Origin of the sequence: Janthinobacterium sp. PAMC25594, from assembly GCF_019443505.1 — a bacterium.
In the GTDB taxonomy this organism is placed as follows: Bacteria; Pseudomonadota; Gammaproteobacteria; order Burkholderiales; family Burkholderiaceae_D; genus Janthinobacterium.
Window position 1 is genome coordinate 1,785,450 of the sequence record NZ_CP080377.1, and the last position, 24,657, is coordinate 1,810,106.

Here is a 24,657-nt window from a genome sequence, read left to right on the forward strand (position 1 = left end):
AGCGCTCAGCGCGTCAGCAGGACGGCGATGGCGACGAAGGCGGCGATCCACACCGTTTCCATCACCAGCATGATGACGGGACGCCAGCCCAGCGAGGCCAGCGACTGGAACGACGTCTTCACGCCCAGGGCGGCAATCGCAATGACGAGGCAGGCGCGCGAGGCATTGTTGATCCAGCCATTCACTTCCTGCGGGATCAGGCCCAGGCTGTTGGTAATCACCAGCCAGACAAAGCCGATCAGAAAGAAGGGCACCAGCGGCGGCGCATCGACTTCACTCTTGCCATCCTTGCGCTTGAACATGATCGACAGCCCCAGCACGACTGGCACGAGGCAAGCGACGCGCGTCAGTTTCACGAAGGTGGCCACGTCGCCCGTATGGTTGCTCACCAGATAGCCGGCGCCCACCACTTGCGCCACGTCGTGGATGGTGCCGCCGATGAAGACGCCCGCTTCCGTGGGGTCAAAGCCCAGCAGCTTGACCAGCAGCGGGTAGACGATCATGGCCAGGGTGGACAGCGACGTCACGCCCACCACCGTCAGCAAGGTGAATTTTTCATTCTCCTTGGTTTGCGGCAGCACGGCCGAGATGGCCAGCGCGGCCGAGGCGCCGCAGATGGCGACGGAGCCGCCCGACAGAATGCCTTCCGTGATCGGGCGTTTCAGCCATTTGGCCAGCAGGTAGCCGAAGCCCAGGGTGGCCACCAGGCCGCCCACGACGATCAATAACGGCGTCACGCCCACCGAAGCGATCTGGTTGAAAGTGATGCGCGCGCCCAGCAGGGCCACGCCCGTGCGCAGCAGCACCTTGCTGCAAAACTCGATGCCGGGCTTGCAGGTGGGGTCGGAAGCGAGGAAGTGGAAAGCCAGGCCGAAGAACAGCGCGTACAGCAGCTGGGGGCCGCCATAATTGCTGGAAATAAAGGTCGCCGACAGGGCGATCGCCAGCGCGATGGCCACGCCGGGCCAGCTGCGCAGCACGGCGCGGGGGCGCCAGATGGCAACGGCGGAAGACAGGTAGGGAATGTTCTTGTCGACAACGCGCGTTATCGCTGAGGAGTTAGTTTTCATGCGGGTCCGCTCATAATGTTTTAAAAATTGGGACAATTCATCTCGTTTTTTAATAATACACGATGAGCTAGCGAAGTCCATGCTTTTCCATGAAAATCGAAACCGGATGTTCCGGAAACTGACGGTTTTTTATTTTTCACCCCCGTAAACGACGAGCGGCGCGGCCCTGGGCAGGGACGCGCCGCTGTTTGTTTGCGAGTTAAAGAGTTACTTTTTGTTCAGGCGGGTGATCAGGCTGGACGTGTCGTAGCGGCTGCCGCCCGCCTGCTGCACTTCGCCATAGAACTGGTCCGTCAAGGTTGTCACGGGCAAGTCGCTGCCGTTGCGCTTGGCTTCGGCGAGGCAGATGCCCAGGTCCTTGCGCATCAGGTCGACGGCGAAACCGAAGTCAAACTTGCGCTCGATCATGGTCTTGCCCCGGTTTTCCAGCTGCCACGACTGCGCCGCGCCCTTGGAAATGACATCCACCACCAGCGCCGCATCGAGGCCCGCGTTTTCCGCAAAGGCGATGCCTTCGCTCAAGGCTTGCACCAGGCCCGCGATGCAGATCTGGTTGACCATCTTCGTCAGTTGCCCCGAACCGGAGGCGCCCATGTAGGTGACGGCGCGCGCGAACAGTGCGATGACGGGTTCGGCCCGTGCATACGCTTCGGCGTCGCCGCCCACCATCACCGTCAGCTTGCCGTTTTCCGCACCCGCCTGGCCGCCGGACACGGGCGCGTCGAGAAAGAACACGCCCTGCTCTTGCGCCGCCGCGTGGATCGTGCGCGCCGCTTCGGCGGACGCCGTCGTATGGTCGATCAGGATGCTGCCCGGCGCCATGGCGGACAGCAAGCCGCCCTCTTCCAGGATGACTTGATACAGATCATTGTCGTTGCCGATGCAGGTAAACACGAACTCGGCACCCGCTGCCGCGGCGGCAGGCGTGGCGGCGCTGCTGCCCTTGTGTTGCTCCAGCCAGGCGGCCGCGCGGGCCGGATTGCGGTTGTACACGGTGACGTCATGCCCGCCCGCCGCCAGATGACCTGCCATGGGGAAACCCATGACGCCCAAGCCGATGAATGCCACTTTTGCCATATTGTCCGTCCTGTCGAGGTATGAATCCGATTATTGTTGCACAAATGGCCGGGCATGACAGCAGGCAGCGGCCCGAAACCCCTAGAGCGCCTGTCGGCGCAGACGGCGCAAGCGGCTGATGGTGCGCCAGATCAGGTAGGACATGGGCACGACCAGGGCCAGCTGCACCGCCGTCAGCACCATCCGCAGCGTGTCCATCTCGCGGTCGCCGCTGCCCATAAGGTTGTACATCAACAACAAACCGGTCAAGCCGAAATACGTCAGCAGGCGTTGCTGCCTGGCGATCTTCGATGGCGTATCCGTATAGATGTCATTCGGCTTGCCGTCTGGCGCAGGCTTGCGCCAGCAATAGCTGCCCCACCAGCAAAACACCAGCTCCCAGCCGGCATCCTGGCAAAGCTGCTCATATTCGCTGCTGCGCTTCCATGCCGGAAAGGAATCGAAGCGGTAGACGTCATCGGCAGGCTCACCCCGCACAAAGCTAAACCGGCAGGGCGCGAGAAAGCGCTGCAAGTGCCATCCAGCCAGGGCCTGCGCACGCAGCCATTGCTCGATCTCGCCGTCATCGAGCTCGATGAACCATTTATAGACATGCGACCGTTGCTCACTCATCCTGTTTCACCTCAGTATTTTGATAAAAAGGGCGCACTCGCCTCGCCCACGCGCACCATCACCCGCAGGCGCCGCAATTGCGCCAGCAACACATGACGTCCCATGTCCGTCATGGTGTAGACCTTGCGCCGCTCGGCTTCCCTCACCATCACGATCAAGCCCTGTTTTTCCAGGTTGGCAAACGCCCCATACAGGGTGCCCGGCCCGATCTTGACGGCACCTTCGCTGATGGCCTCGACCTGCTGCATGATGGCGTAGCCATGCGCAGGCTCGCGCAAGGCCAGTAAAATGTAGTAGGTGGCTTCAGACAAGGGCAGCAGTTTGTCTATCGATGCATCCATATTCCTCCAGTAAGGCGATAGTAGATATAGCGCAGATCGGTATATCGTTAGGTGATATATCGACTTGCGCTATAGTAACATGCCAATCCGGCATGCCTACACTTTTTGATAAGATCGGGAAAAACAGCGCCACCGCCGCCCTGGGCGGTGGCCGCTCGGAGGAAGCAATTACAGCAGGGCGCGCAATGCGGCCATCAAGGCTGCACACTCGGCCACGTTGCCGATGCTGATACGCAGATACTGGCTGATGCGTGGTGCATTGAAATGGCGCACGATCACGGAACGGGCGCGCAAGCCGGCCGCCAGTTGCGCCGCATCATGCTGCGGGTGGCGGGCAAAGACAAAGTTGGCCACCGACGGCAGCACCTCGAAGCCCAGCGCCGTCAAGTCTGCCGTCAGCTGTTCGCGGCTGGCGATGACGGCCTGGCGCGTCTGCTGGAAGTACGCTTCATCATGCAGCGAAGCGACGGCGCCGGCCAGCGCCAGCCGATCCAGCGGATACGAATTGAAACTGTTCTTCACTCTTTCCAGCGCCTCGACCAGGTCCGCATGCCCGAAGGCACAGCCGACGCGCAAGCCGGCCAAGGAGCGCGATTTCGAGAACGTCTGCACCACCAGCAAGTTCGGATAGCGCTCGACCAGGGCCACGGCGCTCTCGCCGCCGAAATCCACATACGCTTCATCGACTACGACCACGGCGTCGGGATGGGCGCGCAGCAGGGTTTCCACGCCGGCCAGCGGCAAGTCCACTCCGGTCGGCGCGTTGGGATTCGGAAAGATGATGGCGCCGCACGGCCCCTGATAGTCTTCCGGGCGGATGCGCATGGCGTCGTCGAGCGCTACCGTGCGGTAATCGATGCCGTACAGCTTGCAATACACGGGATAGAAGCTGTAGCTGATGTCCGGGAACAGCAGCGGCGCATCGTGCTTGAGCAAGGCCATGAAGGCCAGCGCCAGCACTTCGTCGGAACCATTGCCGACGAACACTTGCGCGCTATTCAAGCCGTGGTAGTCGGCCAGGGTTTGCTTGAGTTCGCTGGCCGTGGGATCGGGATAGAGGCGCAGGCTGTCGTTGGCTGCTTCGTGCAGCGCGGCCAGCACCTGCGGCGATGGGCCGTAGGGATTTTCGTTGGTGTTGAGTTTGACCAGGTCGGGCAGTTTCGGCTGCTCGCCGGGGACGTAGGGGGTCAGCTCGCTGACGATGTTGCTCCAGAATCGGCTCATTGCTTTGCTTTGGTATGGGGGCAGGATGGGGATACGGTAGATTACCATAGGCTGAGCTGGGTCAAGGAGGGGTGCAGCTGTTGAGGCCAGATATGCGACAGCGCAATAGCCGGACCGTGCACGATACCCTCGGGACACGGTTTGACAGCGCTGAAAGAAGCGCGGAGCATGGAGTGGGCAACGAAGAGATGCGGTCATGAGCGGACGGGGCGACACACAGGAGCGGGATACGGCGGATATGAAAATGGAGCATGCAGATTACGCGACCAAAAGCGACGTGGCTGCGGCCAGATCGGCCATGATTTTATGGTGCGTGGGGACGATAATTGCCATGTCGGTCGTGGCGTTTGCGGTGGCACGGCTGGTGCACTAGCTTGCGTTAATGGCGGCGCTGGCTTTCAAGGCCTGAATGGAGGAAAAATCGCCTTGCGCTGCGCGCTTTGGGCGGTTTTTTCTACCTGGGCTTGATGCGCTGGTGGTTTTTTGACCTTGCGGGTATAAAAAAAGCTCCCTTGCGGGAGCTTCCTTTATATATTCTGGCGGAGAGGGTGGGATTCGAACCCACGGTACGATTTAACGTACGCTTGATTTCGAGTCAAGTACATTCGACCACTCTGCCACCTCTCCGTTTACTGCGGTCTATTCATTCAAACTGGCGTGCCGGTTTGAACGAGGCGCTATTTTAGCATGGGTGTTGTTGGGTTGGGTAGGGGTTTTATTGGCGATTTGCAACTCAATGCTGGCCACCAAACCGAAAAACCAATTGGGCGATTCGGGGAGCCTCGCGCGAGTACGCGCTCGTCTTCGAATCCCACACGCAAGGCGCGCAGGCGCCTTGCTCCTCTTCGCCGGCACAAATAAAAAAAGCTCCCTTGCGGGAGCTTCTTTTATTTGTTCTGGCGGAGAGGGTGGGATTCGAACCCACGGTACGATTTAACGTACGCTTGATTTCGAGTCAAGTACATTCGACCACTCTGCCACCTCTCCATTTGCTGCGGTCTTTTCCCGCATTGCTGCGAGAAGGCAAGATTATAGCAGCCGCTTGAAAAAATGGAAGGACTATTTTACGCCTTCAAATGCGTCAGGCCGCCCATGTACGGGCGCAGCACTGGCGGGATTTCGACGCTGCCGTCCGCTTGCTGGTAGTTTTCCAGCACGGCCACCAGGGTCCGGCCCACTGCCAGGCCGGAGCCGTTCAGGGTGTGCGCCAGTTCAGGCTTGCCGGCGGCGTTGCGGAAACGCGCCTGCATGCGGCGGGCCTGGAAGGCTTCGCAGTTCGACAGCGAAGAAATCTCGCGGTAGGTGTTTTGCGCCGGTAGCCACACTTCCAGGTCGAAGGTCTTGGTAGCCGTAAAGCCCATGTCGCCCGTGCACAGGGACATCACGCGGTACGGCAAGCCCAGGCGTTGCAAAATCGTTTCCGCGTGGCCGACCATTTCTTCCAGCACCTGATACGAGGTATCCGGGTGCACCACTTGCACCATTTCCACCTTGTCGAACTGGTGCTGGCGGATCATGCCGCGCGTGTCGCGACCATAGCTGCCCGCCTCCGAGCGGAAGCATGGCGTATGGGCCGTCATTTTCAGGGGCAACTGGTCCAGCGCCAGGATTTCATCGCGCGCGATGTTGGTCAGCGACACTTCCGAGGTAGGGATCAGGTAGAAGGTCTCGCCCTCGCCTTCCACGCCGCCTTTTTTCACCGAGAACAGATCGGCTTCGAATTTCGGCAACTGGCCCGTGCCGCGCAGCGAATCGGCGTTGACCATGTACGGCGTATAGCATTCCGTGTAGCCGTGCTCATCCACGTGCGTGTTCAGCATGAATTGCGCCAGCGCGCGGTGCAGACGGGCGATGCCGCCCTTCATGACGGAGAAGCGCGAACCGGTCAGCTTGGTGGCCACTTCGAAATCGAGACCCAGCGGGGCGCCCACGTCGACGTGATCCTTGACTTCAAAGTCAAAAGTGCGCGGCGTGCCGACCTTGCGCACTTCCACGTTGCCCGACTCGTCCGTGCCCACGGGCGACGATTCGTGCGGCAAATTCGGCACGGCCATGATGAATTCGCTCAACTTGGCTTGCACCAGGGTCAGGGCCGCTTCATCGGCTTTCAGTTCATCGCCCAGGCCGGCCACTTGCGCCATCACGGCCGAGGTGTCTTCCCCCTTGCCTTTCAACATGCCGATTTGCTTGGACAGCGCGTTGCGCTTGCCCTGCAGTTCCTCGGTGCGCGTCTGGATCGCCTTGCGTTCGGCTTCGAGGGCATTGAAACCTGCCACGTCGAGCTGGAATTTGCGCGTCGCCAGGCGTTCTGCGACGGTGGCGATGTCTTTACGGAGAAGTTGGATATCTATCATGGGTGGATGGCGGTGCCGATGTATCGAAAGCACTCATTGTACCAAGACCCTGTTCACTTCGATGAGTTTTGCGCACGCTCCACCATCGTCATGGCGGCATGGCCGGGCACTCGCGCCCTCTTTATGGCTGATGCTTAAATAAAGGCGGCTTTTTCAGCAGCGGTCAGGCGGCGGGCGCTGACGGTGACGACGGGCATCGTGCTGTCGGCAGCCTGCGCGACCACGGTGCTGCTGGCGCTCACTTCCACCGTATTCGCGCCGGCGCTGGCGAAGCTGGCGCCGATGGCGATGATGGCGGCGGCGACAAAGGTGATTTCCATGTTTTTCAGTGCGTGCGTGATGTGACTCCTGGTTAGTTTGCGTCGTTGACTGCTGCTGGTATGGTGGTACTTTAGCCAACGGCGACAAACAACGCCACCGGCTTGCGACCAGCGGCGAAAAACAGGGAGCGAACGGTGAAAAACAGGGACTGAAACGCAGACAATAGTTACAAGGCCTCATGCACCAGGCGGCCCAGGCGGCCAATCGCCTGCTCGATGCGCGGCGTCCACGCATTGCCGCAATTGAGGCGCAGATAGTTGCCGAACTTGCCCGAGGCCGAGAACAGCTGGCCCGGCATATACGCCACGCCGTCCGCGATGGCCTGGCCGTGCAGGGCCAGCGCATCGACTTGCGGCGGCATCTGCACCCACAGCACAAAACCGCCCTGCGGCTCGGACAGCATGCAGTCCGCCGGAAAGCTCGCCGCCACGGCGTCGGACATGCGGGCGATGCGCTGCACCAGGGTGCGCCGCATCTTGCGCAGCTGCTGGTCGTAGCTGCTGCCTTCCAAAAAATCGGCCAGCACGGCCTGGAAGAAATGGCTGGTGGCGCCGCTCGACACGGTTTTCAGCAACGCCACTTCCTGCGCGAAGCGCCCGGCCAGCACGTAGCCCACGCGCGACGCGGGCGTGATGGCCTTGGAAAACGAGGAACACAATAAAACGTTGCCGCTCGTGTCGTAAGCCTTCACGGGCCAGGGACGCTGCGGCGCAAAGCACAGGTCGCCATACACATCGTCTTCCACCAGCGGAATATTGAATTCCGACAGCAGGCCCGCCAGCCGCTTCTTGTTTGCTTCCGGCATGACGCAACCGAGCGGATTGTTCGCATTCGGCACGAACAGACACGCTTGCACGAGGCCGGCGCGCAGGGCCAGCTCCAGCGCGTCGAGCGACGGCCCCGTCTTCGGGTCGGTGGGGATTTCCAGCGCCTTCATGCCCAGGCTTTCGATCATCTGCAGCAGCACGAAATACGTGGCCGATTCGATGGCGATGGTGTCGCCCGGCTTGGCGACGGCGCGCAGGCACAGGCTGATCGCTTCCGTGCAGGAATTCGTCACGACGATTTCGTGCGGGTCCAGCTTGCCCCAATCCAGCGCGCGGCGCGTGACCTGGCGCAGGAAATTGCCTTCGCTGACGTCGTAGCAACTGACCTTGCTCAACAGAGCGGGCTCGCGCCGCGCCACCGCGCTGATGGTGCGCTGCATGCGCTTGATGGGCAATATTTCATCGGGCGGCCAGGCTGTGCCCAGCTGCACGATATCGGATGTTTCGTTGTCCTTCAGCACGCGCATCAACAGATTGTTGATGCCGACAAAGGCCGGCTCCTTCAAATGCTGGGCGTCGGCACTGCACGCGCGGCGCGGCGCCCGGTGGCGCACGAAATAGCCGGACTGGGGCCGCGCATCGACCTGCCCCCGGTCTTCCATCAGGCGCAAGGCTTGCATCACCGTGCTGACGGAAATGCGCTTTTGCTGCGCCAGGTGGCGGATCGACGGCAGGCGGTCGCCGGGCGCAAACACGCGCGCGTCGATCAGGGCGCCCAGTTCGTTGGCCAGGTGCTCGTACAAATTCAAATGCGCGCTCATGTTCATCCCTTCAGTATGCGGCCGCCGCGCGCGGCACGCACAGATACAGTTGCCCATTTTTTTGACAAGCACAGTGTACGACAAGGGACACTGTATGCATCACAATTTCGTTTTCCTGCATCTGTCATGGTTCAAGCCAAGCGCCTAAGCTGTTCCTGTCAGCACAACAGGAGCGATGCCATGCATACCGACCACGAATTACGCAGCGAACGGCCTTTGCGCCTGGAAAAAGCGCACGCCAGGGTCATCGAATGCCTGTCCGGCACGGCGTGGATCACGGCCTACGCCCAGTTCGACGATTGCGTGCTGCGCAGCGGCGAACGCTACACGATACCGAATGACGGCCTGGTGCTGGTCGAAGCCGTGGGTAGCGGACGCATCCGCGTGCATGGGACGGCCGCACCGCGCCCCGCCCTGCTGCGCTGGCTGCATCGGCACCGCCCCCAAATATTAATCACAAGGAATACATGATTCAGTCACCACCTTTGCGCGTCCTCGTCACGGGCGCCGCCGGCATCATCGGCACCGCTTTCTGGAAGCGCCGGCACGGGGAATTCTCCCTGCGCCTGGCCGACCTGCACACAGGCAAGCTGGCTGAAGCGCCCTGCCCGTCCATGCAACTCGACGTGAGCGACTACGCCGCCTGCCTGGCCGCCTGCATGGACATCGATGTGGTGCTGCACCTGGCCGGCGTGCCGCACGCCAGCGCCGATTTCGATGCGCAACTGCTGCAGCCGAACATCATCGGCACGCACAACATCTTCCGCGCGGCACAGGCGCAGGGAGTGAACAGAGTGGTGTTTGCCAGCAGCGCGCAAGCCATCGAAGGCTATCCGCTGGACGTGCAAGTGCACGAAAGCATGCCGGTGCGTCCGGCGAACATGTATGGCGCCAGCAAGGCCTTTGGCGAAGGCGTGGCCTCCGCATTCGCGCACCAACATGGCATGACGGCGATCGCCGTGCGCATCGCCAACGTGGCCCACTTTGCGCCAGGTCAACAGCACAGCGCGCGCGACATCGCCGCCTTCATCAGCGAGCGCGACGTGGTGCAACTGCTGGCCTGCTGCGTGAGCGCACAGGTGCCGCCTGGCTACCACGTCGTGCATGGGGTGTCGGACAACCGCTACAAGCGGCTATCCATCGAAGCGACGCGCCGGCTGGTCGGTTACGCGCCGCAGGACGACGGTTTTAGCTTGCTGGGCCTGTAGCCTCAGCCCTTCCCGGCCTTGCGGTCAAGCTCGCGCAGCCAGGCCAGCTTGTCGGCTATCTTGCTTTCCAGGCCACGCGGCACGGGCTGATACCAGCCCGGCTCAGCCATGCCGTCCGGGAAGTAGGTTTCACCGGCCGCATACGCATCGGGTTCGTCGTGCGCGTAGCGGTAGGCGTGGCCGTAACCGAGTTCCTTCATCAATTTCGTCGGCGCATTGCGCAAGTGCACGGGCACTTCCTTGGATTTATCTTTCTTGACGAACGCCATGGCCGTGTTGAAGGCGTTGTAGCCGGCATTGCTTTTCGCGGCAATCGCCAGGTAAATCACGGCCTGGCCCAGCGCCAGCTCGCCTTCGGGCGAACCCAGGCGTTCATAGGTTGCCGCCGCGTCGTTGGCCATGGTCAGCGCGCGCGGGTCAGCCAGGCCGATGTCTTCCCAGGCCATGCGCACGATGCGCCGCGACAAGTAGCGCGGGTCGGCACCGCCATCGATCATGCGGCAAAACCAGTACAGGGCCGCGTCGGGGTTGGAGCCGCGCACGGACTTGTGCAGGGCGGAAATCTGGTCATAGAAATTGTCGCCGCCCTTGTCGAAGCGGCGCGAATTGAGGGTCAGCGCATTGTCGACAAAGGCCGCATCGATCTTGGTCGTCCCCGTCGAGCTGGCGGCCGTCTCGGCCTGTTCCAGCAAGTTCAGGAAACGCCGCGCATCGCCGTCCGCATAGCCGATCAGGGTATCGGCCGCCGCTTCGTCAAACGTCAGATGCGTCAGGGCCGAGGACTGCGCCTTGGCCAGCAGCAGCTTCATCTCGTCTTCGTTGAGCGATTTCAATACATACACTTGCGCGCGCGACAGCAGCGCCGAATTGACTTCGAAGCTGGGGTTTTCCGTCGTGGCGCCAATGAACGTCACCAGGCCCGATTCGACAAAAGGCAGCAAGGCATCCTGTTGCGACTTATTAAACCGATGGATCTCGTCGACGAACAATAAAGTGTGCTTGCCGAACTGGTCCAGGCTGTGACGGGCTTGATCCATGGCTGCGCGGATATCTTTGACGCCGGCAAACACGGCCGACAAGGCGATGAATTCGCTGTCGAAAGCGTTCGCCATCAGGCGCGCCAGGGTCGTCTTGCCCACGCCGGGCGGCCCCCACAAGATCATCGAATGGGCCTTGCCCGCCTCAAACGCCAGGCGCAGCGGCTTGCCCACGCCCAGCAGATGCGTCTGGCCAATGACTTCGTTGAGGGTAGCAGGCCGCAAGGCTTCGGCCAGCGGCTGGCGCGGTGCGGTGGAAAAGAGATCCGCCATAATGAGGTACCTAATAAGAATGCAAAAGCCCCGCATTGCTGCGAGGCCGGCTCATACGCAAGGCGCGACAGTCTTAATTATTAATGACGTCGGCGCCCTTGGGCATGACAAATTTAAAGTGATTGGCGGACAAGGCCGGATTCTTCTGGAAATTCTTGAACGCCAGCACCGAGGTCTGGCCGAACGAGTCGCGCAATTCCATCGCTTCCGGCACGCCGTTGCGCAGGCCGATGGTGATTTCGTCAAACGTCGTGTCCTTGGCCTTCGGCGTGGCTTTCAGCCACTCCAGACCGTCGCGCGTGCCCGCTTCGGCCAACGTAAAATTCTTTTCCAGGTCGTTGCTGCCGAACAAGATGGCAGCTGGCGAGGAACCGAGCGCGTCGCCCAGTTTCTTGACCGTCACCTGGCTCAAGTCCTTGTCGTAGATATACAGCTTGTCGCCGTCCGCCTGCAGCAATTGCTCGTACGGTTTCAGATAGGTCCAGATGAATTTGCCCGGACGGGCGAATTCAAACGTGCCGCTGGCTGGCGTCGACACTTTCGCCTTGCCGCTGGCGTCCGCCTTCTTGACTTGCCGCTGCACGAACTCGCCCTTGGCCGACTTGGTGCCGGCGGCAAAGCTCTTGAACTGTTCCAGCGCGCTGGCCGAGGCGCTGGCCGCGAACAGCAGGCTGCAGGCGACGCTGCTTGCGCCGATGATCATTTTTGCTGCGAAAGTCGTATTCTTCATTCTGTTTACCCTTGTTCGGCACTGGCCGCCGGCACCAGGATTTCCCGGTTGCCATTGGATTGCATGGTTGATACCACCCCGCTCTGCTCCATCTGCTCGAGCAGACGGGCGGCGCGGTTGTAGCCGATGCGCAAATGACGCTGCACCAGCGAAATCGAGGCGCGGCGGTTTTTCAGCACCACCGCCACCGCCTGGTCGTACAGGGCATCGGCCTCGCCGCCGCCCTCGCCCGGCGCGGCGCCTTCGGCGCCATCGCCTTCCAGGGTGCCGCCTTCGAGGATGCCCTCGATGTAATTCGGTTCGCCCTGCAGCTTCAAATAGCTGACAACGCGGTGGACTTCTTCATCCGACACAAACGCGCCGTGCACGCGCATCGGCAAGCCGGTGCCGGGCGGCATGTACAGCATGTCGCCCATGCCCAGCAGCGCTTCCGCGCCCATCTGGTCGAGAATCGTGCGCGAGTCGATCTTCGACGAGACCTGGAAGGCGATACGCGTGGGGATGTTCGCTTTGATCAGCCCCGTGATCACGTCTACAGATGGGCGCTGCGTGGCCAGAATCAAGTGCAGACCGGCGGCGCGCGCCTTTTGCGCGATACGCGCGATCAATTCCTCGACTTTTTTGCCCACCACCATCATCAGGTCGGCCAGCTCGTCGATGATGATGACGATGGTCGGCAGTTTATCGAGCGGCTCGGGCGAATCCGGCGTCAGGCTGAACGGGTTCGGGATGTGTTCTTCGCGCTTTTTCGCGTCGGCAATCTTCGCGTTGTAGCCGGCCAGGTTACGCACGCCCATCTTGCTCATCAGCTTGTAGCGGCGCTCCATCTCGTTCACAGCCCAGTTCAGCGCGTGGCCGGCCTGGCGCATGTCGGTCACGACGGGCGCCAGCAAGTGCGGGATGCCTTCATAGACGGACATTTCCAGCATCTTCGGATCGATCAGGATCAGCCGTACGTCGAGCGGGTCAGATTTGTACAGCAGCGACAAAATCGTCGCATTGATGCCCACGGATTTACCGGAACCGGTGGTGCCGGCCACCAGCAAGTGGGGCATCTTGGCCAGATCGGCCACGACGGGCTTGCCGGCGATATCCTTGCCCAGCGCAATCGTCAGGCTGGATACGCCATCGTTGTAGACCTTGGAGCCGAGGATTTCCGTCAGGCGCACGATCTGGCGTTTACTATTCGGCAATTCCAGCGCCATGTAATTCTTGCCGGGAATGGTTTCCACCACCCTGATCGACGTCAGGGACAGCGAACGGGCCAGGTCGCGCGCCAGGCCCACGATCTGGCTGCCCTTGACGCCCGTGGCCGGCTCGATTTCATAGCGCGTCACCACAGGGCCGGGGTAAGCGACCACTACCTTGGCATCCACGCCAAAGTCGGACAATTTCTTTTCGATCAGGCGGCTCGTGAATTCCAGCGTTTCCACGGAAACCGTTTCCACCACGGGCGGCGCCTCGTCGAGCAGCGATAGCGGCGGCAGCTTGCCATCGCCGGGGGTTTCAAACAGATGCGCCTGGCGCTCCTTTTCCACGCGCTCCGATTTCACCACCGTCACAACCTGTGGCTCGATCTTCACGGGCGGCGCGGCCACATGCTTTTCCACATGCTTGGCCCGTTCGATGACCACCACTTCGTCACGGCGCACGGCAGCCACTTCGCCCTGGCGGCGGTCTTCACGATCCTGGTAGCGCAGCACGAACCAGTTGAACGCATCTTCGATGGCGCCACCGATGCGTTCGGCCACTTGCAGCCAAGAAACGTGGAAGAACAGGCTGAAACCGAGGCCGAACAGCAGCAACAGTAATAAAGTAGCGCCCGTGAAGCCGAAGGCCACGTGGGCCGAGTGCCCCACCAGCTGGCCCAGCACGCCGCCCGGCTCGCGCGGCAGCTGCACGTGCAGGCTCTTGGCCATACGCAGGTATTCCAGGCCCATGCTACCGATTAGCATGATGGAGAAGCCGACGATGCGGATCAGCATCTCGACATGATGCTCGCGCTCCACGTCCTCTTCTTCCAGCAGGAAGCGCTTACTCAGGCGGCGATAGCCATTCCATACCGTGCGCAGCAGCCAGACGCACCACCACCAGGCGGAAAAGCCGAAGATATACAGCAACAAATCGGAGAAGGTCGCACCGAGCTTGCCGCCCAGGTTGGCCACCTTGTCGACGGAGGTCGCGTGCGACCAGCCCGGGTCGAGCTTGTTGAAGCTGGCCAGTATCAGCACGAAATACAGGGCAAACGCGGCCAGCGCGAACCAGCGCGCCTCGGACAGCAGCCGCACCAGCCGGTTCGGCAGAGGCCGGCGTTCGACCGGTTTACGGGTGTAGCTATTTTGATTGGCCTGGGCTGGTTTAGTCATTCTGGGAAGCGCTGCAAGGTGATAAATGTTTCTGAAAGGGAATTTCCCATAATAAGGAAGTATTCTAAGCCATATATGCCCCGGACGGCCCCACGATTCGTCGCTACAGGCGGCTTGGTCTATAATCGTGGATTGCTTGCGCAAGCGCAATACGCCCTTGTTCTTCGCGCGTATGCCCCCAATTCGGACAGACCCCACTCATAGAGAAGCCTCCCATGACTACTACCAAACACGCCCGCGTTTTGATCCTCGGCTCCGGCCCAGCCGGCTACAGCGCCGCCGTCTACGCCGCCCGCGCCAACCTGAACCCGATGCTGGTCACCGGCGTGGAACAAGGCGGCCAGTTGATGACCACCACGGACGTGGAAAACTGGCCCGGCGACCCGATGGGCGTGCAAGGCCCCGACCTGATGCAGCGTTTGCTGCAGCACGCCGAGCGTTTCAATACGGAAATCGTGTTTGACCACATCCACACCACTTTCCTCAACGAAAAGCCGATCCGCCTGAAGGGCGACAGCCACGAATACACGTGCGACACGCTGATCATCGCCACGGGCGCGTCCGCGCAATACCTGGGCCTGCCATCCGAAGCGCACTTTATGGGCAAGGGCGTGTCCGCCTGCGCCACCTGCGATGGCTTCTTCTACCGCAACCAGGAAGTGGCCGTCGTCGGCGGCGGCAACACGGCCGTCGAAGAAGCGCTGTACCTGTCGAACATCGCCAATAAAGTCACGCTGATCCACCGCCGCGACAAATTCCGCGCCGAAGCGATTTTGATCGACCGCCTGAACGCCAAGGTTGCCGAAGGCAAGATCGTGTTGAAATATAACCACACCCTGGACGAAGTGACGGGCAACGAAGGCGGTGTGACGGGCTTGAACATCAAGTCGACCATCGACGGCAAGGTCGAAGCATTGAGCGTGCATGGCGTGTTCATCGCCATCGGCCACAAGCCGAACACGGGCATCTTCGAAGGCCAGCTGGAAATGCACAACGGCTACATCAAGACCAAGACGGGCCTGGAAGGCATGGCCACCGCCACCAGCGCGCCGGGCGTGTTCGCCGCCGGCGACGTGCAAGACCATATCTACCGCCAGGCCATCACCAGCGCCGGTACGGGTTGCATGGCAGCACTGGACGCCCAGCGCTACCTGGAAGGCCAGGAGTAAGCGTCGCATGGCGTCGATGAAAGACTTTGCCGACCTGAAAGCGGTCAGCAAGCAGCTCAAGGAGCAGGCCGATGCGCGCGCGCAAGCCGCGGCTGAACGCGCCCAGCAGGTCAAGGTGCAGGCCGTGGAGAGCAATCTGTTCAAGGCCAGCATCGGCGGCGTCAAGCGCCTGCCCGAGTCGGACCGCTACGTGCCCAGCGTGCCCAAGGCGGGGGCCATGGCGGCCCAGCAGCCGGCGCGCAAGCTGACGCAGGAAGAGGATCATGCGGCCGTGCTGCGCGAGTCGCTATCGGACTTGTTCGAGGTCGACCATTACCTGGAAAACGATCCGGCCCTGAACTACGCCCGCCCCGGCGTGGGACCGGACGTGGTGAAAAAGATGCGCAAGGGCCACTGGCCCATCCAGGATGAGCTGGACTTGCACGGCTTGCGCCGCGACGAGGCGCGCGACGGCATCGGCGCCTTCCTGAACCAGGCGACGCGGCGCAAGCTGCGCTGCGTTCGCGTGATCCACGGCAAGGGTTTTGGCTCGAAAGGCCAGGAACCGGTCTTGAAATCGATGGTGCACAGCTGGCTCGTGCAAAAGGATGAAGTCATCGCCTTTTGCCAGGCACGCCGCTCCGAAGGGGGCGATGGCGCGCTGGTGGTCTTGCTTTCCGCGGCGCTGCAGCCCATTCGTTAGCCTTGACAGCAAGATATTACAATTCAGTAACAAGTTAGCCCTCGCACACGGCCCCGTTTGTCACCATTCGGGGCCGTGTCATGTTAACCTGTGACAATTATTTCCTGCTTAGCGTCTCATGCACGCGCTCCACCCATGATGCCTCCCCAACTGCCGCCTGGCTCGCTGATCAAGATCATTGAGGTCATCGCCATCCTGGTGGGCGCGTTTTCCGGTTTCATCGAAGCGCGCCGCAAACGCATGGACCTGGTCGGCGTGTTCGTCGTGGCCTTCATCACGGCGTTCGGCGGGGGGACGTTGCGCGACATCCTGCTCGACAAGCGGCCTTTGTTCTGGGTCTCGCACCAGGAATACGCGATTCTGATCTTCGTGCTGGCCCTGACGGCCGCGCCCTTGATCCAGCATTTGCGCCAGATCGTCTCGGAACGCCTGATCGTCATCGCCGACGCCATCGGCCTGGGCATGTTCGCCATCGCCGGAGTCGCTGAAGCGATGCGCGCCGGCATGCCGATCTTTATCGCCTCGATGATGGGAGTGATTACGGGAATCTTTGGCGGCGTGATGCGCGACATCGTCTGCAACGAAGTGCCGATGGTGTTTCGCGACGGCAAACCGTACGCCATCTGCGCCTTTTTCGGCTGCTGGGCTTATTTATTACAGATGCACTTCGGCGCCCAGCACGACTTTGCGCTGTGGACCAGCGCCAGCGGCATCACGATTCTGCGCCTGATATGCTGGAAATTCGACATGCGGCTGGGGCGGTGAACTCAATCCAACAGCTTTGCTGGCTCAGCAGCGTCGGCTTACGCGCTGGCGCGCTAACCCGACCTACGCGTATCGACGTATATCAGGCGGTAGGTCGGAATAGGCTCGAAGAGCAATAATCCGACAACATTGTTGGCTTGGATTTACACCGCGTCCGGACCCGTTTCACCCGTGCGGATGCGGATGACCTGCTCCACGTTGCGCACGAAGATCTTGCCATCGCCGATCTTGCCCGTGCGGGCCGCCTTGATGATGGCGTCGACCACCAGTTCCGACACGCTGTCGTCCACCACCACTTCGACTTTGACTTTCGGCAAGAAGTCGACCACGTACTCGGCACCACGGTACAGCTCGGTATGACCCTTCTGGCGGCCAAAGCCCTTCACTTCCGTCACGGTCAAGCCCGTCACGTTTACATCGGCCAGGGCCTCGCGCACTTCGTCGAGCTTGAATGGTTTGATGATGGCGGTAATCTGTTTCATGGCTACTCCTTAAAATTGTTGGATTGTGGACAGATGGCTGCTTATTCGTAGAATTTCGAGGTAATCGGGTAACGCCAGTCGCGGCCGAAGCCACGGTGCGTGACGCGGATGCCCACCGGCGACTGGCGCCGCTTGTATTCATTGATCTTGATCAGGCGCGTGACCCGGGCCACATCGGCCGGCGGGTAGCCAGCCTCGATAATCTCGGCGATCGGCCGGTTTTCTTCCATGTACAGCTGCATGATGCCGTCAAGTATTTCATACGGCGGCAAGGAGTCCTGGTCCAGCTGATCGGCGCGCAACTCGGCCGACGGTCCGCGCGTCAGGATGCGCTCGGGAATCACGTCCGACACGCTGTTGCGCCAGGCGCACAGGCGGTACACGAGCGTCTTGGCGATATCCTTGATCACGGCAAAGCCGCCCGCCATGTCGCCGTACAACGTGCAATAGCCGACCGCCATCTCGCTCTTGTTGCCCGTCGTCAAGACGATGCTGCCATGCTTGTTCGACAGGGCCATCAGCAGGGTGCCACGGATGCGCGCCTGGATGTTCTCTTCCGTCGCGTCTTCCGCCAGTCCCGCGAACTCGTCCGCCAGGGTGGCGCGGAAAGCATCGAAGGTTTGCTTGATCGGAATTTCATCGTAGCGCACATTGAGGCGTTTTACCATGTCGCGCGAATCGATCCACGAGATATCGGCCGTAAATTGCGACGGCATCATCACGGCGCGCACCTTGTCGGCGCCCAGCGCGTCGACGGCGATGGCCAGGGTCAGCGCGGAATCGACGCCGCCCGACATGCCGATCAGCACGCCAGGAAAACCGTTCTTGCCGATATAGTCGCGCACGCCCAGCACCAGCGCCTGGTACACCTGCGCCTCGGTGGTCAACGGCGCGGCCAAGGCCTGCGGCACGGGCGTGGCGCCGTCGAACTCGACCAGCTGCAAGTCTTCCTCGAAGTGGCGCAACTGGGCGCAAATGGTGCCGGCCGCATCCATGACGAACGAGTCGCCGTCAAAAATCAGCTCATCCTGGCCACCGACCAGGTTGGCGTACACGAGGGCCATGCCTTGCGCGCTGACGTTCTTGCGCATGGTTTCATAGCGCAGATGCTGCTTGTTCATGTGGTAAGGCGAGCCGTTCGGCACCAGCAGCACTTGCGCGCCGGCCGCGCGGGCGCGCATCGGTGCATGCTCGAACCACGTGTCTTCGCAGATATTGATGCCGAAACGCACGCCCTTCACGCCAAACACGAAAGCCTGGTCCGACGACGTGAAGTAACGTTTTTCATCGAAAACGGTGGTATTCGGCAAGTCATGCTTGCGATAGGTGCCCAGCACTTCGCCGTTCAGCAGCACGGAGGCGGCGTTGTGGCGCACGCCCTTTTCGTCTTGCAGCGGCAAGCCCACCACCACGTGCATATCCTTGAACTGGGCCAGGTCGCGGGCCAGCTCGGCAAACGCCTGCTGCGTTTTTGCGTAGAATGCATTGCGCAGCAATAAGTCCTCGGGTGGATAGCCGACCAGCGACAGTTCCGGCGTGAGCACGATATCGGCGCCCGCTTCAAAGGCGCGGCGGGAAAGGTCGAAGATCTTGGCACGGTTGCCGGCCAGATCGCCGACCGTACTATTCATTTGAGCAATTGCGACTTTGACTGTCATGATGATGATGGATATTTTCGTTCTATTAAACAAGACAGGGGCGCGCAGGCCGACGGCGGCGCCCCGAGAGTGATGAATGCACACTACAACAATGAATTATCGCACGGCTATCGTCACTACCCTGGCTGAAATTGGCGAAGCGGCCTGGTCTGAACTGCTGGCGCGCCAGGCGGACGCCACTCCCTTCCTGTCCTACGCCTTTTTGCATGCGCTGCACGAGTCCGGCTGTGCCAGCGCGGACACGGGCTGGCAGCCGAATTACCTGGCGCTGTGGCAAGGCGAGACGCTGGCCGCCGCCCTGCCCCTGTACCTCAAAACGCACTCGTATGGCGAATACGAGCTCCTATGACCAATCCCCGCTAATGTCTGACTGACCGACCGGCAAAGCGAGCCAGCGCGTATAGGCGAAAATTCTTTCTTCCCGTTAAATAAATTGGTCAGACAAATATTCAACTGTCTGACCAACGTAACAAATCAACGTAAGCGATATCCAAGCTTAATCTGCATCAATACCTGCCCTCGAACCTGCTCGTCGACCACATGGCGAGGCGAAATATATCTTAGTCTGAATCGTTTATCTTACTTCCAGAATGGATAAACTTTTAGGTTCGTTTAATTAGGTTAGACTTTAAACGAATCCGACGAATACCGTACCCATAGAACCTATAGACTTTTAGCCGCTTTAGGATGCACACTGCTATCTGCGAAACCACTGCAGACTGCACAGATGAGCACAGCAAGCGAAGATGTTTTTGTTGTCGGACACAAATGGAGAAAAAATTCCGTCCTGATTCAAACCAAGGCGGCGATTTCTGGCCGCGCCCACATTTCATACAAAGAATTAAATTTTAAAAAACTGAATATTAGTCCAAAAGGATTACTCGCAAAATGCATCCACGACTCGTCACCGCCAATAGACAACTCGCACGCACACGTAGTTCTAAGTACAGTGAAATGCATCGCACCAGAAAGCATCGAGTTTCGGCGAATCCTTAGCGCCGAACCATGCACCCTCAGGCTTATCGACATATCAAATTTATTTGCCATATCAGACGCGCATTTTAAAAAAACGAAATTGCTGACCAGTCCGGCTAGTGCAGAAAAATTTAGGTCATTCATATTGCGGTGCCAATCAACGCTGTCGGGAAATCTATTAGCAGGTCAGTGCACATATAAATCACCACTAAAAGTTCCGTCACGCTCACCGCGAAAGGATATCGCATCGCACGGAGATGAAACCCAAACCCTAGGTAAAATAAAACCGAGCGAAGCAATTGTCGTCCAAGACATCGGTGCGTTCAAAGCCTTGGCGCAGAATCACTATGAGGCGACGCTAAAGCCCATCTTACAAACCTGCGCAATGATATTCGACACGCACGATGAGTTGAAGGAATTGCTTATACAAATCGGCAAAGAGCCATTACCCGAAAACTTGACGGTAGCGAATCTTGCCAACCTAAAACGAAAGCGAGGACCAATTGACTACAGAATGATAAAAAAACAGTCACCGACAAACCAGCTTATCATCGCTCTCGCAGTGATAAAGAGGGACAAGCTTGCCAAAAACTCCCCGCGCGCTTCGATAATACCTCCGAAAGGGATTCCACTTGTAGACAAGCTCAGCGGCGCAGGAAGCGCGCGTAGTCGATACGCAACATTGCTAAGTCAGCTTTATCTTTCAAAGCAGGTTGTTATGGCGTGTTACGTTGTTCTTCTATTCCACGGACGCTGGAACGGGGATACCCTCATTTCCGTGACACCTTCTAACGTAAAGAGAACTGCTCACGGCTTTGAAATAAGCGGTATCAAGGGCAAGACAGGTAGCAATCAGAATACCAGCGTATTAATCGACGACAACTCCACTATCATAGAAGAGACATTGGCAGTCCGTGCGCTGGAACTACTGCTTTGGCACAACAAGAACATCGACCTGCATGCAAACCGGGAGCATCCCTCGATGTTCGTAGCTATGGGACATAGCTACCATGGAAAGATTACATTTAACGTCTTTTTGAGCGCAAAATATTTTCACGAATTCACATCTGCTTGGAATCTTCCACGATTTACGGCCTCAGACATCCGCCCGAACGCGGAGCGGCATCGCTTTCTGCAAAATGGGATGCATATCGAAGATACTCAGGTTACTCTTTACCATAAGAAGGCGTCAACAAGCGCGCATTACGTCGCAGGAGAAATAGCAACCGGGATAAACGAAGCAATAATAATTCGATATTCTGCAATGCTGGCAAGCGCAATCATATATCGGTTTGACAACGCGCCCATTTCAGGAATATTCACCGAGAACCAAAAAAACACGATTCAACATTTACTTCTGCCACCAACACGTTTCTCAAGCAATAACGATGACTATCTGGTTGATATGTGGCTTGCCGCTCCTGGGGACTTTTCATTCACCGTGGGATATCCCGAAGTTGACCAATGCGTACGGCAACGTAAATATTACTTATCAAATATGCAGTCACTTCAAAGGTCAAACCCTGAAAGGTTTGCTCATTCTGACTTGCCCAGAATATTAGTTTGTATAGCCCTTTATGGGCTAATAAAAGATAGCGACTTTCGGCATTACTTAGAACAAGTTGAGGAAAGAATCAATGCGCAAAAACCAAAAACGTAGCTCCGGGCTTGCTCAAGCCCCCGTTTCGCAAGAACAGGTCGGCAACCCCTGGGACCTAGTACAAAAACATGTTCGGCTTGTTAGCGGATGGGATTCAAACACAGTCGAAATTGATGTCGCACATCCACTTAGTAAAGCGCCGGACATAAAGTCCTATAACTTGGAGGAGCTGAAAATTGGTCGTTTGGGTCACGTCTCCACAGATGGAAGCGGCCACTATCGCCTCTTAGACCATCCCGAACTTTTAATTACACTTAAAGCCGCCATAAATTCATTACTTTTTTTACGCACCGAGAAGATTGACGATTGTGTAGTACAACTTATAAATAACGCTCTTCGGCTATACTGCTGGATGATACACAACAATATATTTAAGTTAACGCAGCTTACAAAAGAGGATGTCGATTCGCTAAACCGCGATTGGTTAATAGGTGGATGGTGGCAAGCCCTTGATTATAAAAACGCCTTAGAAAAGGTGATGACGGCTGCAAATTCTGATACCTCAGTGCGCGAGCAACTACGCGGACGTAATAATAGCAAATTTTTTACCGTGAACACTGACGCTTTAAGCTTCATGACTGGCCTGCCGCTGAGCGCCTCGTACCTGCCGGAAATCTATGCCTCTCGCCTAGCCAAAATGCTGGGAGCCGAAAATCTAGATGTTAATCGCGTTCCCAGAGAGACGAAGGTAACGTTGACAACCTATATGCGGTTAATGTCTACGCTCAATCATTTCGCTAGCTTCCCCCCTGAACTCGGCGCCCTCGCTTACAAGCCATTCCTTCGGCCTGGAAAAATTGCCGAGAAAGCATTCTCGACGCCAGCTGGTAGAACAAAAAATATTTCTATTGAAAATATAACGAGGGTTACTAACCAAGCCTTGCTCTGGCTTGTAGAATATAAGCCTATTATCTTATTTGTCGCGGCCGCGGTTAGAGATGCGCTGGAAATTTATATTAATACAAACGCAGTAAGCGAACGAAACGTTAAATTGGCGGCGCAGAACGCGTACGCATATCAATTAGAGGTTAGGAGTAAAGGCATCGCGGGAATAACCCGGATGACGCGCACCATTCTATCAAAATGCATCGACGCGCTTCAAGTGGCGGCCTATTGCCTTATCGCAATTAACCATGGACGAAGAAAAAACGAACTCGTAGGGCACAACTTGCCGTATGGGCTCTACTTTGGCTGCTTGCGCGAAATATCCACGATTTACGAGGACTGGCGGGTCGACATTTATGTAGAGAAATCTTGTCGAAGTTATGTGTCGTTTTGGTGTAATGACCTAGTGAGGCAGGCAATCCTGACTCTGGAAAGCATTTCGCAAATATTTCGAACTTTGAATACAAGTCAAAAAGTGTATTACGACAACCCGACGGACGGCCGATATGACAAGCTTTTTTGCACGCGCGCATTTACGAAAATTGGATTTTCGTCTCCACCCGAGGGGTTTGAATTCGGCAACAGGGCAGCGTGGTTCTTTGAACTTGCAGAGGTGGACACCGACTATTTTAGGGAAAAAACACAGCCATTTCGACGCGCCTACGCGTGTCTATATATGTATCGATACGACATGCCAAAGCCGACTGCACTTCAATTAGCCCTTAGGCAGGACTCCGCTGCAGTTACGGAAGTCTACTACACTGACGCTCCGGGCATTTCTCCTGCTGATGGCGTCCAAGCTGTTTATGCCGGTGGTTACGATAAGGACATCATCGCTCTGGAACAAGTTATGGAAGAGGTTCGACGTGAATACTTTGGCGACCTTGTCCTTCGCATGCTGAAAGGTGAGGCGATGGGCGGCAACTTTCCCAAACTGACTTTCAAGCTTATGCAGCGCCTGTCAAAGAACGTGAAATTTGACGAGCTTGAGCTTGCGTCAAAAGCGGATGCGATAACTACGGAACTTCAACGAGATGGCTACTCGATTTCACCGAAAGAGCATGGAGGGTGTTGCGCGACCGATGCGTCAAAAACTAGCGGCCGTTCAAACTGTGTTGTCAACGGAAAAATTCACCCTGAGAATGCGAGCCCCAAGACCTGTGACGGATGTTTGCATCTTCTGGTAACCGAAGCCTACCGAGACGGTCTGGAGGAGCCGTTACTCGATATGAGGCGGAAAGAGCGCGATTTTAAGCTCCCGGCTGCCGAGCGACTGAGGATTAAGCGCGATGCCGACGACTTGGAGGCATTTATTGAAGCGGACAAATATGTTGCCGTGGAAAATCAACGCATGATTTCCAAACTGACTGAAAAATGGTCAAAAATTTTCTTTAAGAAATAATATCACATGGCTAAGCACATCTCTGCAGTAACAAAGGAGCAAGTGGCGGCGGCAATTCTTGGAAAGTTCGAAATTCTCGAGAAATGGATATCAGAAGGTATTCCGTGGAGAACTTCAGGGGACGGGTCATTTCTGCGAGATACCAACGGCGAGCTTCAGCTCGATTTCTTTCCAAAAAACGTTGTTCAGTTTGGAAATTGGACGAGCTGTCAAAGCACAGGGCTTACTACTACGGAAATTGAATTAGTTATTTATACAAATCGCTCGACTCTCTATCTTTCGAATAAAGAAAAACTCGTAGCTATAAAAAATATTTTTCCAAAATTGGCTGCAAAGGGTGCTGCTCAATTGAAGGCGTCGAATAAATTTTTTGCTATCGGCGGACTTCAACAAGAACTCGAATATTATAAGAAGCTCTGCGCCGTTCAAGAAAACGACATTACTGCTGGAGGGCTTGAGCTAAGCCGCCTTCAAATCGACTTGGGTAAATCAAATCGAGCATTAAAAAATCTTACGGAACGTTATAATGACGAAACGCGTCAACTTAACAAGCGCAATGCTGAGCTAACATCTACATTAAATAAGCTTTTGCCACTTCGTAAAGAGGGAAATTGATGCCCTCGAAATCCACTCAAGCTGTTGGCATCGAAAATGCAAAAAAACTCGAAGACTGGGTCAATGTCACTTTAAATAGAAACGTTCCAAGGAATTCTGACGGAAAAAGCTCAAAGCGGGCCATATGCAAAATGCTTGGTATAACGAAATCTACTATCGGAAC

21 protein-coding genes, 2 tRNA genes and 1 pseudogene are annotated in these 24,657 nt (G+C 57.8%); 9 read left to right on the forward strand and 15 right to left on the reverse strand.

Annotated elements, in window-relative coordinates; genetic code table 11:
- Nucleotides 1–5 precede the first annotated feature (5 nt).
- From KY494_RS07820 to KY494_RS07865, 10 genes are all read right to left on the reverse strand, one after another.
- Nucleotides 6–1,070, reverse strand: coding sequence for a YeiH family protein (locus KY494_RS07820; protein WP_219890511.1), 1,065 nt, complete (start codon nucleotides 1,068–1,070; stop codon nucleotides 6–8).
- 207 nt (nucleotides 1,071–1,277) lie between these two features.
- Nucleotides 1,278–2,147 (reverse strand): NAD(P)-dependent oxidoreductase, encoded by an 870-nt coding sequence (locus tag KY494_RS07825; RefSeq protein ID WP_219135592.1) that lies wholly within the window; start codon nucleotides 2,145–2,147, stop codon nucleotides 1,278–1,280.
- Between the two features lie 81 nt (nucleotides 2,148–2,228).
- Nucleotides 2,229–2,759 (reverse strand): DUF2812 domain-containing protein, encoded by a 531-nt coding sequence (locus tag KY494_RS07830; RefSeq protein ID WP_219890512.1) that lies wholly within the window; start codon nucleotides 2,757–2,759, stop codon nucleotides 2,229–2,231.
- 11 nt (nucleotides 2,760–2,770) lie between these two features.
- Nucleotides 2,771–3,100: a PadR family transcriptional regulator gene (locus KY494_RS07835; RefSeq protein ID WP_219890513.1), complete on the reverse strand. Its 330-nt coding sequence runs from the start codon at nucleotides 3,098–3,100 to the stop codon at nucleotides 2,771–2,773.
- 168 nt (nucleotides 3,101–3,268) lie between these two features.
- The gene (gene hisC / locus KY494_RS07840; RefSeq protein ID WP_219890514.1) at nucleotides 3,269–4,324 is read right to left on the reverse strand and encodes a histidinol-phosphate transaminase; all 1,056 of its coding nucleotides are present in this window, start codon (nucleotides 4,322–4,324) and stop codon (nucleotides 3,269–3,271) included.
- Between the two features lie 537 nt (nucleotides 4,325–4,861).
- Nucleotides 4,862–4,951, reverse strand: a tRNA-Ser gene (locus KY494_RS07845).
- A 270-nt stretch (nucleotides 4,952–5,221) separates the two neighbouring features.
- Nucleotides 5,222–5,311: transfer RNA gene (locus tag KY494_RS07850), tRNA-Ser, on the reverse strand.
- 77 nt (nucleotides 5,312–5,388) lie between these two features.
- The gene (serS, locus tag KY494_RS07855; protein WP_219890515.1) at nucleotides 5,389–6,678 is read right to left on the reverse strand and encodes a serine--tRNA ligase; all 1,290 of its coding nucleotides are present in this window, start codon (nucleotides 6,676–6,678) and stop codon (nucleotides 5,389–5,391) included.
- A gap of 134 nt (nucleotides 6,679–6,812) precedes the next feature.
- Nucleotides 6,813–6,998 (reverse strand): hypothetical protein, encoded by a 186-nt coding sequence (locus tag KY494_RS07860; protein WP_219890516.1) that lies wholly within the window; start codon nucleotides 6,996–6,998, stop codon nucleotides 6,813–6,815.
- Between the two features lie 167 nt (nucleotides 6,999–7,165).
- Nucleotides 7,166–8,587 (reverse strand): PLP-dependent aminotransferase family protein, encoded by a 1,422-nt coding sequence (locus tag KY494_RS07865; RefSeq protein WP_219890517.1) that lies wholly within the window; start codon nucleotides 8,585–8,587, stop codon nucleotides 7,166–7,168.
- Nucleotides 8,588–8,767: 180 nt separating this feature from the next.
- Here KY494_RS07865 and KY494_RS07870 point away from each other — a divergent pair, with 180 nt between their 5' ends.
- Both KY494_RS07870 and KY494_RS07875 read left to right on the forward strand, forming a co-directional pair.
- Nucleotides 8,768–9,058, forward strand: coding sequence for a DUF2917 domain-containing protein (locus KY494_RS07870; RefSeq protein WP_219890518.1), 291 nt, complete (start codon nucleotides 8,768–8,770; stop codon nucleotides 9,056–9,058).
- Nucleotides 9,055–9,795 (forward strand): NAD(P)-dependent oxidoreductase, encoded by a 741-nt coding sequence (locus KY494_RS07875; protein ID WP_219890519.1) that lies wholly within the window; start codon nucleotides 9,055–9,057, stop codon nucleotides 9,793–9,795. Before KY494_RS07870 ends, KY494_RS07875 begins: the two co-directional genes overlap by 4 nt.
- A gap of 2 nt (nucleotides 9,796–9,797) precedes the next feature.
- On the opposite strand, the gene KY494_RS07880 is transcribed toward KY494_RS07875, so the two are convergent.
- From KY494_RS07880 to KY494_RS07890, 3 genes are all read right to left on the reverse strand, one after another.
- Nucleotides 9,798–11,105, reverse strand: a complete 1,308-nt coding sequence (locus tag KY494_RS07880; protein WP_219890520.1) for a replication-associated recombination protein A — start codon at nucleotides 11,103–11,105, stop codon at nucleotides 9,798–9,800.
- Nucleotides 11,106–11,178: 73 nt separating this feature from the next.
- Nucleotides 11,179–11,808, reverse strand: coding sequence for an outer membrane lipoprotein chaperone LolA (lolA, locus tag KY494_RS07885; RefSeq protein ID WP_258194916.1), 630 nt, complete (start codon nucleotides 11,806–11,808; stop codon nucleotides 11,179–11,181).
- Between the two features lie 32 nt (nucleotides 11,809–11,840).
- Nucleotides 11,841–14,201, reverse strand: a complete 2,361-nt coding sequence (locus KY494_RS07890; protein ID WP_219890522.1) for a DNA translocase FtsK — start codon at nucleotides 14,199–14,201, stop codon at nucleotides 11,841–11,843.
- Nucleotides 14,202–14,416: 215 nt separating this feature from the next.
- On the opposite strand from KY494_RS07890, the gene trxB reads away from it, so the two are divergent.
- From trxB to KY494_RS07905, 3 genes are all read left to right on the forward strand, one after another.
- Nucleotides 14,417–15,370, forward strand: a complete 954-nt coding sequence (gene trxB / locus KY494_RS07895; RefSeq protein WP_219135602.1) for a thioredoxin-disulfide reductase — start codon at nucleotides 14,417–14,419, stop codon at nucleotides 15,368–15,370.
- 7 nt (nucleotides 15,371–15,377) lie between these two features.
- Complete coding sequence (locus tag KY494_RS07900; protein WP_219135603.1) at nucleotides 15,378–16,052, forward strand: Smr/MutS family protein; 675 nt, start codon at nucleotides 15,378–15,380, stop codon at nucleotides 16,050–16,052.
- A gap of 135 nt (nucleotides 16,053–16,187) precedes the next feature.
- Nucleotides 16,188–16,817, forward strand: coding sequence for a trimeric intracellular cation channel family protein (locus KY494_RS07905; protein WP_071078511.1), 630 nt, complete (start codon nucleotides 16,188–16,190; stop codon nucleotides 16,815–16,817).
- A 143-nt stretch (nucleotides 16,818–16,960) separates the two neighbouring features.
- Here KY494_RS07905 and KY494_RS07910 read toward each other — a convergent pair whose 3' ends face one another.
- Together KY494_RS07910 and KY494_RS07915 are read right to left on the reverse strand one after the other, a co-directional pair.
- A complete protein-coding gene (locus tag KY494_RS07910; protein ID WP_077401797.1) occupies nucleotides 16,961–17,299 on the reverse strand; it encodes a P-II family nitrogen regulator in 339 nt (112 codons plus the stop codon).
- A gap of 41 nt (nucleotides 17,300–17,340) precedes the next feature.
- On the reverse strand, nucleotides 17,341–18,957 hold the full coding sequence (locus tag KY494_RS07915; RefSeq protein WP_219890523.1) for an NAD+ synthase: 1,617 nt from the start codon (nucleotides 18,955–18,957) through the stop codon (nucleotides 17,341–17,343).
- A 91-nt stretch (nucleotides 18,958–19,048) separates the two neighbouring features.
- Here KY494_RS07915 and KY494_RS07920 point away from each other — a divergent pair.
- The 4 genes and pseudogenes from KY494_RS07920 to KY494_RS07935 form a co-directional block, all read left to right on the forward strand.
- Nucleotides 19,049–19,294: pseudogene (locus tag KY494_RS07920) on the forward strand (peptidogalycan biosysnthesis protein); the annotation flags it as partial.
- A gap of 390 nt (nucleotides 19,295–19,684) precedes the next feature.
- Nucleotides 19,685–21,592, forward strand: a complete 1,908-nt coding sequence (locus tag KY494_RS07925; RefSeq protein ID WP_219890524.1) for a hypothetical protein — start codon at nucleotides 19,685–19,687, stop codon at nucleotides 21,590–21,592.
- Entirely contained in the window at nucleotides 21,570–23,879 is a 2,310-nt protein-coding gene (locus KY494_RS07930) for a hypothetical protein (RefSeq protein WP_219890525.1), read from the forward strand. The genes KY494_RS07925 and KY494_RS07930 overlap by 23 nt, the downstream gene beginning before the upstream one ends.
- A 6-nt stretch (nucleotides 23,880–23,885) precedes the next feature.
- Nucleotides 23,886–24,494 carry a hypothetical protein gene (locus tag KY494_RS07935; RefSeq protein WP_219890526.1) on the forward strand — a complete coding sequence of 203 codons (609 nt, stop codon included), beginning with the start codon at nucleotides 23,886–23,888 and terminating at the stop codon, nucleotides 24,492–24,494.
- The last annotated feature ends 163 nt before the right edge of the window (nucleotides 24,495–24,657 follow it).

What these genes read in the sequence shown, in the direction of transcription:
- KY494_RS07875 (WP_219890519.1), top strand. Translation starts at nt 9,055, where the DNA reads ATGATTCAGTCACCACCTTTGCGCGTCCTCGTCACGGGCGCCGCCGGC.
- KY494_RS07825 (WP_219135592.1), bottom strand. Translation starts at nt 2,147, where the DNA reads ATGGCAAAAGTGGCATTCATCGGCTTGGGCGTCATGGGTTTCCCCATG.
- KY494_RS07820 (WP_219890511.1), bottom strand. Translation starts at nt 1,070, where the DNA reads ATGAAAACTAACTCCTCAGCGATAACGCGCGTTGTCGACAAGAACATT.
- lolA (WP_258194916.1), bottom strand. Translation starts at nt 11,808, where the DNA reads ATGATCATCGGCGCAAGCAGCGTCGCCTGCAGCCTGCTGTTCGCGGCC.
- KY494_RS07910 (WP_077401797.1), bottom strand. Translation starts at nt 17,299, where the DNA reads ATGAAACAGATTACCGCCATCATCAAACCATTCAAGCTCGACGAAGTG.
- KY494_RS07870 (WP_219890518.1), top strand. Translation starts at nt 8,768, where the DNA reads ATGCATACCGACCACGAATTACGCAGCGAACGGCCTTTGCGCCTGGAA.
- KY494_RS07880 (WP_219890520.1), bottom strand. Translation starts at nt 11,105, where the DNA reads ATGGCGGATCTCTTTTCCACCGCACCGCGCCAGCCGCTGGCCGAAGCC.
- KY494_RS07890 (WP_219890522.1), bottom strand. Translation starts at nt 14,201, where the DNA reads ATGACTAAACCAGCCCAGGCCAATCAAAATAGCTACACCCGTAAACCG.
- serS (WP_219890515.1), bottom strand. Translation starts at nt 6,678, where the DNA reads ATGATAGATATCCAACTTCTCCGTAAAGACATCGCCACCGTCGCAGAA.
- KY494_RS07835 (WP_219890513.1), bottom strand. Translation starts at nt 3,100, where the DNA reads ATGGATGCATCGATAGACAAACTGCTGCCCTTGTCTGAAGCCACCTAC.
- KY494_RS07860 (WP_219890516.1), bottom strand. Translation starts at nt 6,998, where the DNA reads ATGGAAATCACCTTTGTCGCCGCCGCCATCATCGCCATCGGCGCCAGC.
- KY494_RS07915 (WP_219890523.1), bottom strand. Translation starts at nt 18,957, where the DNA reads ATGACAGTCAAAGTCGCAATTGCTCAAATGAATAGTACGGTCGGCGAT.
- hisC (WP_219890514.1), bottom strand. Translation starts at nt 4,324, where the DNA reads ATGAGCCGATTCTGGAGCAACATCGTCAGCGAGCTGACCCCCTACGTC.
- KY494_RS07865 (WP_219890517.1), bottom strand. Translation starts at nt 8,587, where the DNA reads ATGAGCGCGCATTTGAATTTGTACGAGCACCTGGCCAACGAACTGGGC.
- KY494_RS07900 (WP_219135603.1), top strand. Translation starts at nt 15,378, where the DNA reads ATGGCGTCGATGAAAGACTTTGCCGACCTGAAAGCGGTCAGCAAGCAG.
- KY494_RS07925 (WP_219890524.1), top strand. Translation starts at nt 19,685, where the DNA reads ATGAGCACAGCAAGCGAAGATGTTTTTGTTGTCGGACACAAATGGAGA.
- KY494_RS07930 (WP_219890525.1), top strand. Translation starts at nt 21,570, where the DNA reads ATGCGCAAAAACCAAAAACGTAGCTCCGGGCTTGCTCAAGCCCCCGTT.
- trxB (WP_219135602.1), top strand. Translation starts at nt 14,417, where the DNA reads ATGACTACTACCAAACACGCCCGCGTTTTGATCCTCGGCTCCGGCCCA.
- KY494_RS07830 (WP_219890512.1), bottom strand. Translation starts at nt 2,759, where the DNA reads ATGAGTGAGCAACGGTCGCATGTCTATAAATGGTTCATCGAGCTCGAT.
- KY494_RS07935 (WP_219890526.1), top strand. Translation starts at nt 23,886, where the DNA reads ATGGCTAAGCACATCTCTGCAGTAACAAAGGAGCAAGTGGCGGCGGCA.
- KY494_RS07905 (WP_071078511.1), top strand. Translation starts at nt 16,188, where the DNA reads ATGATGCCTCCCCAACTGCCGCCTGGCTCGCTGATCAAGATCATTGAG.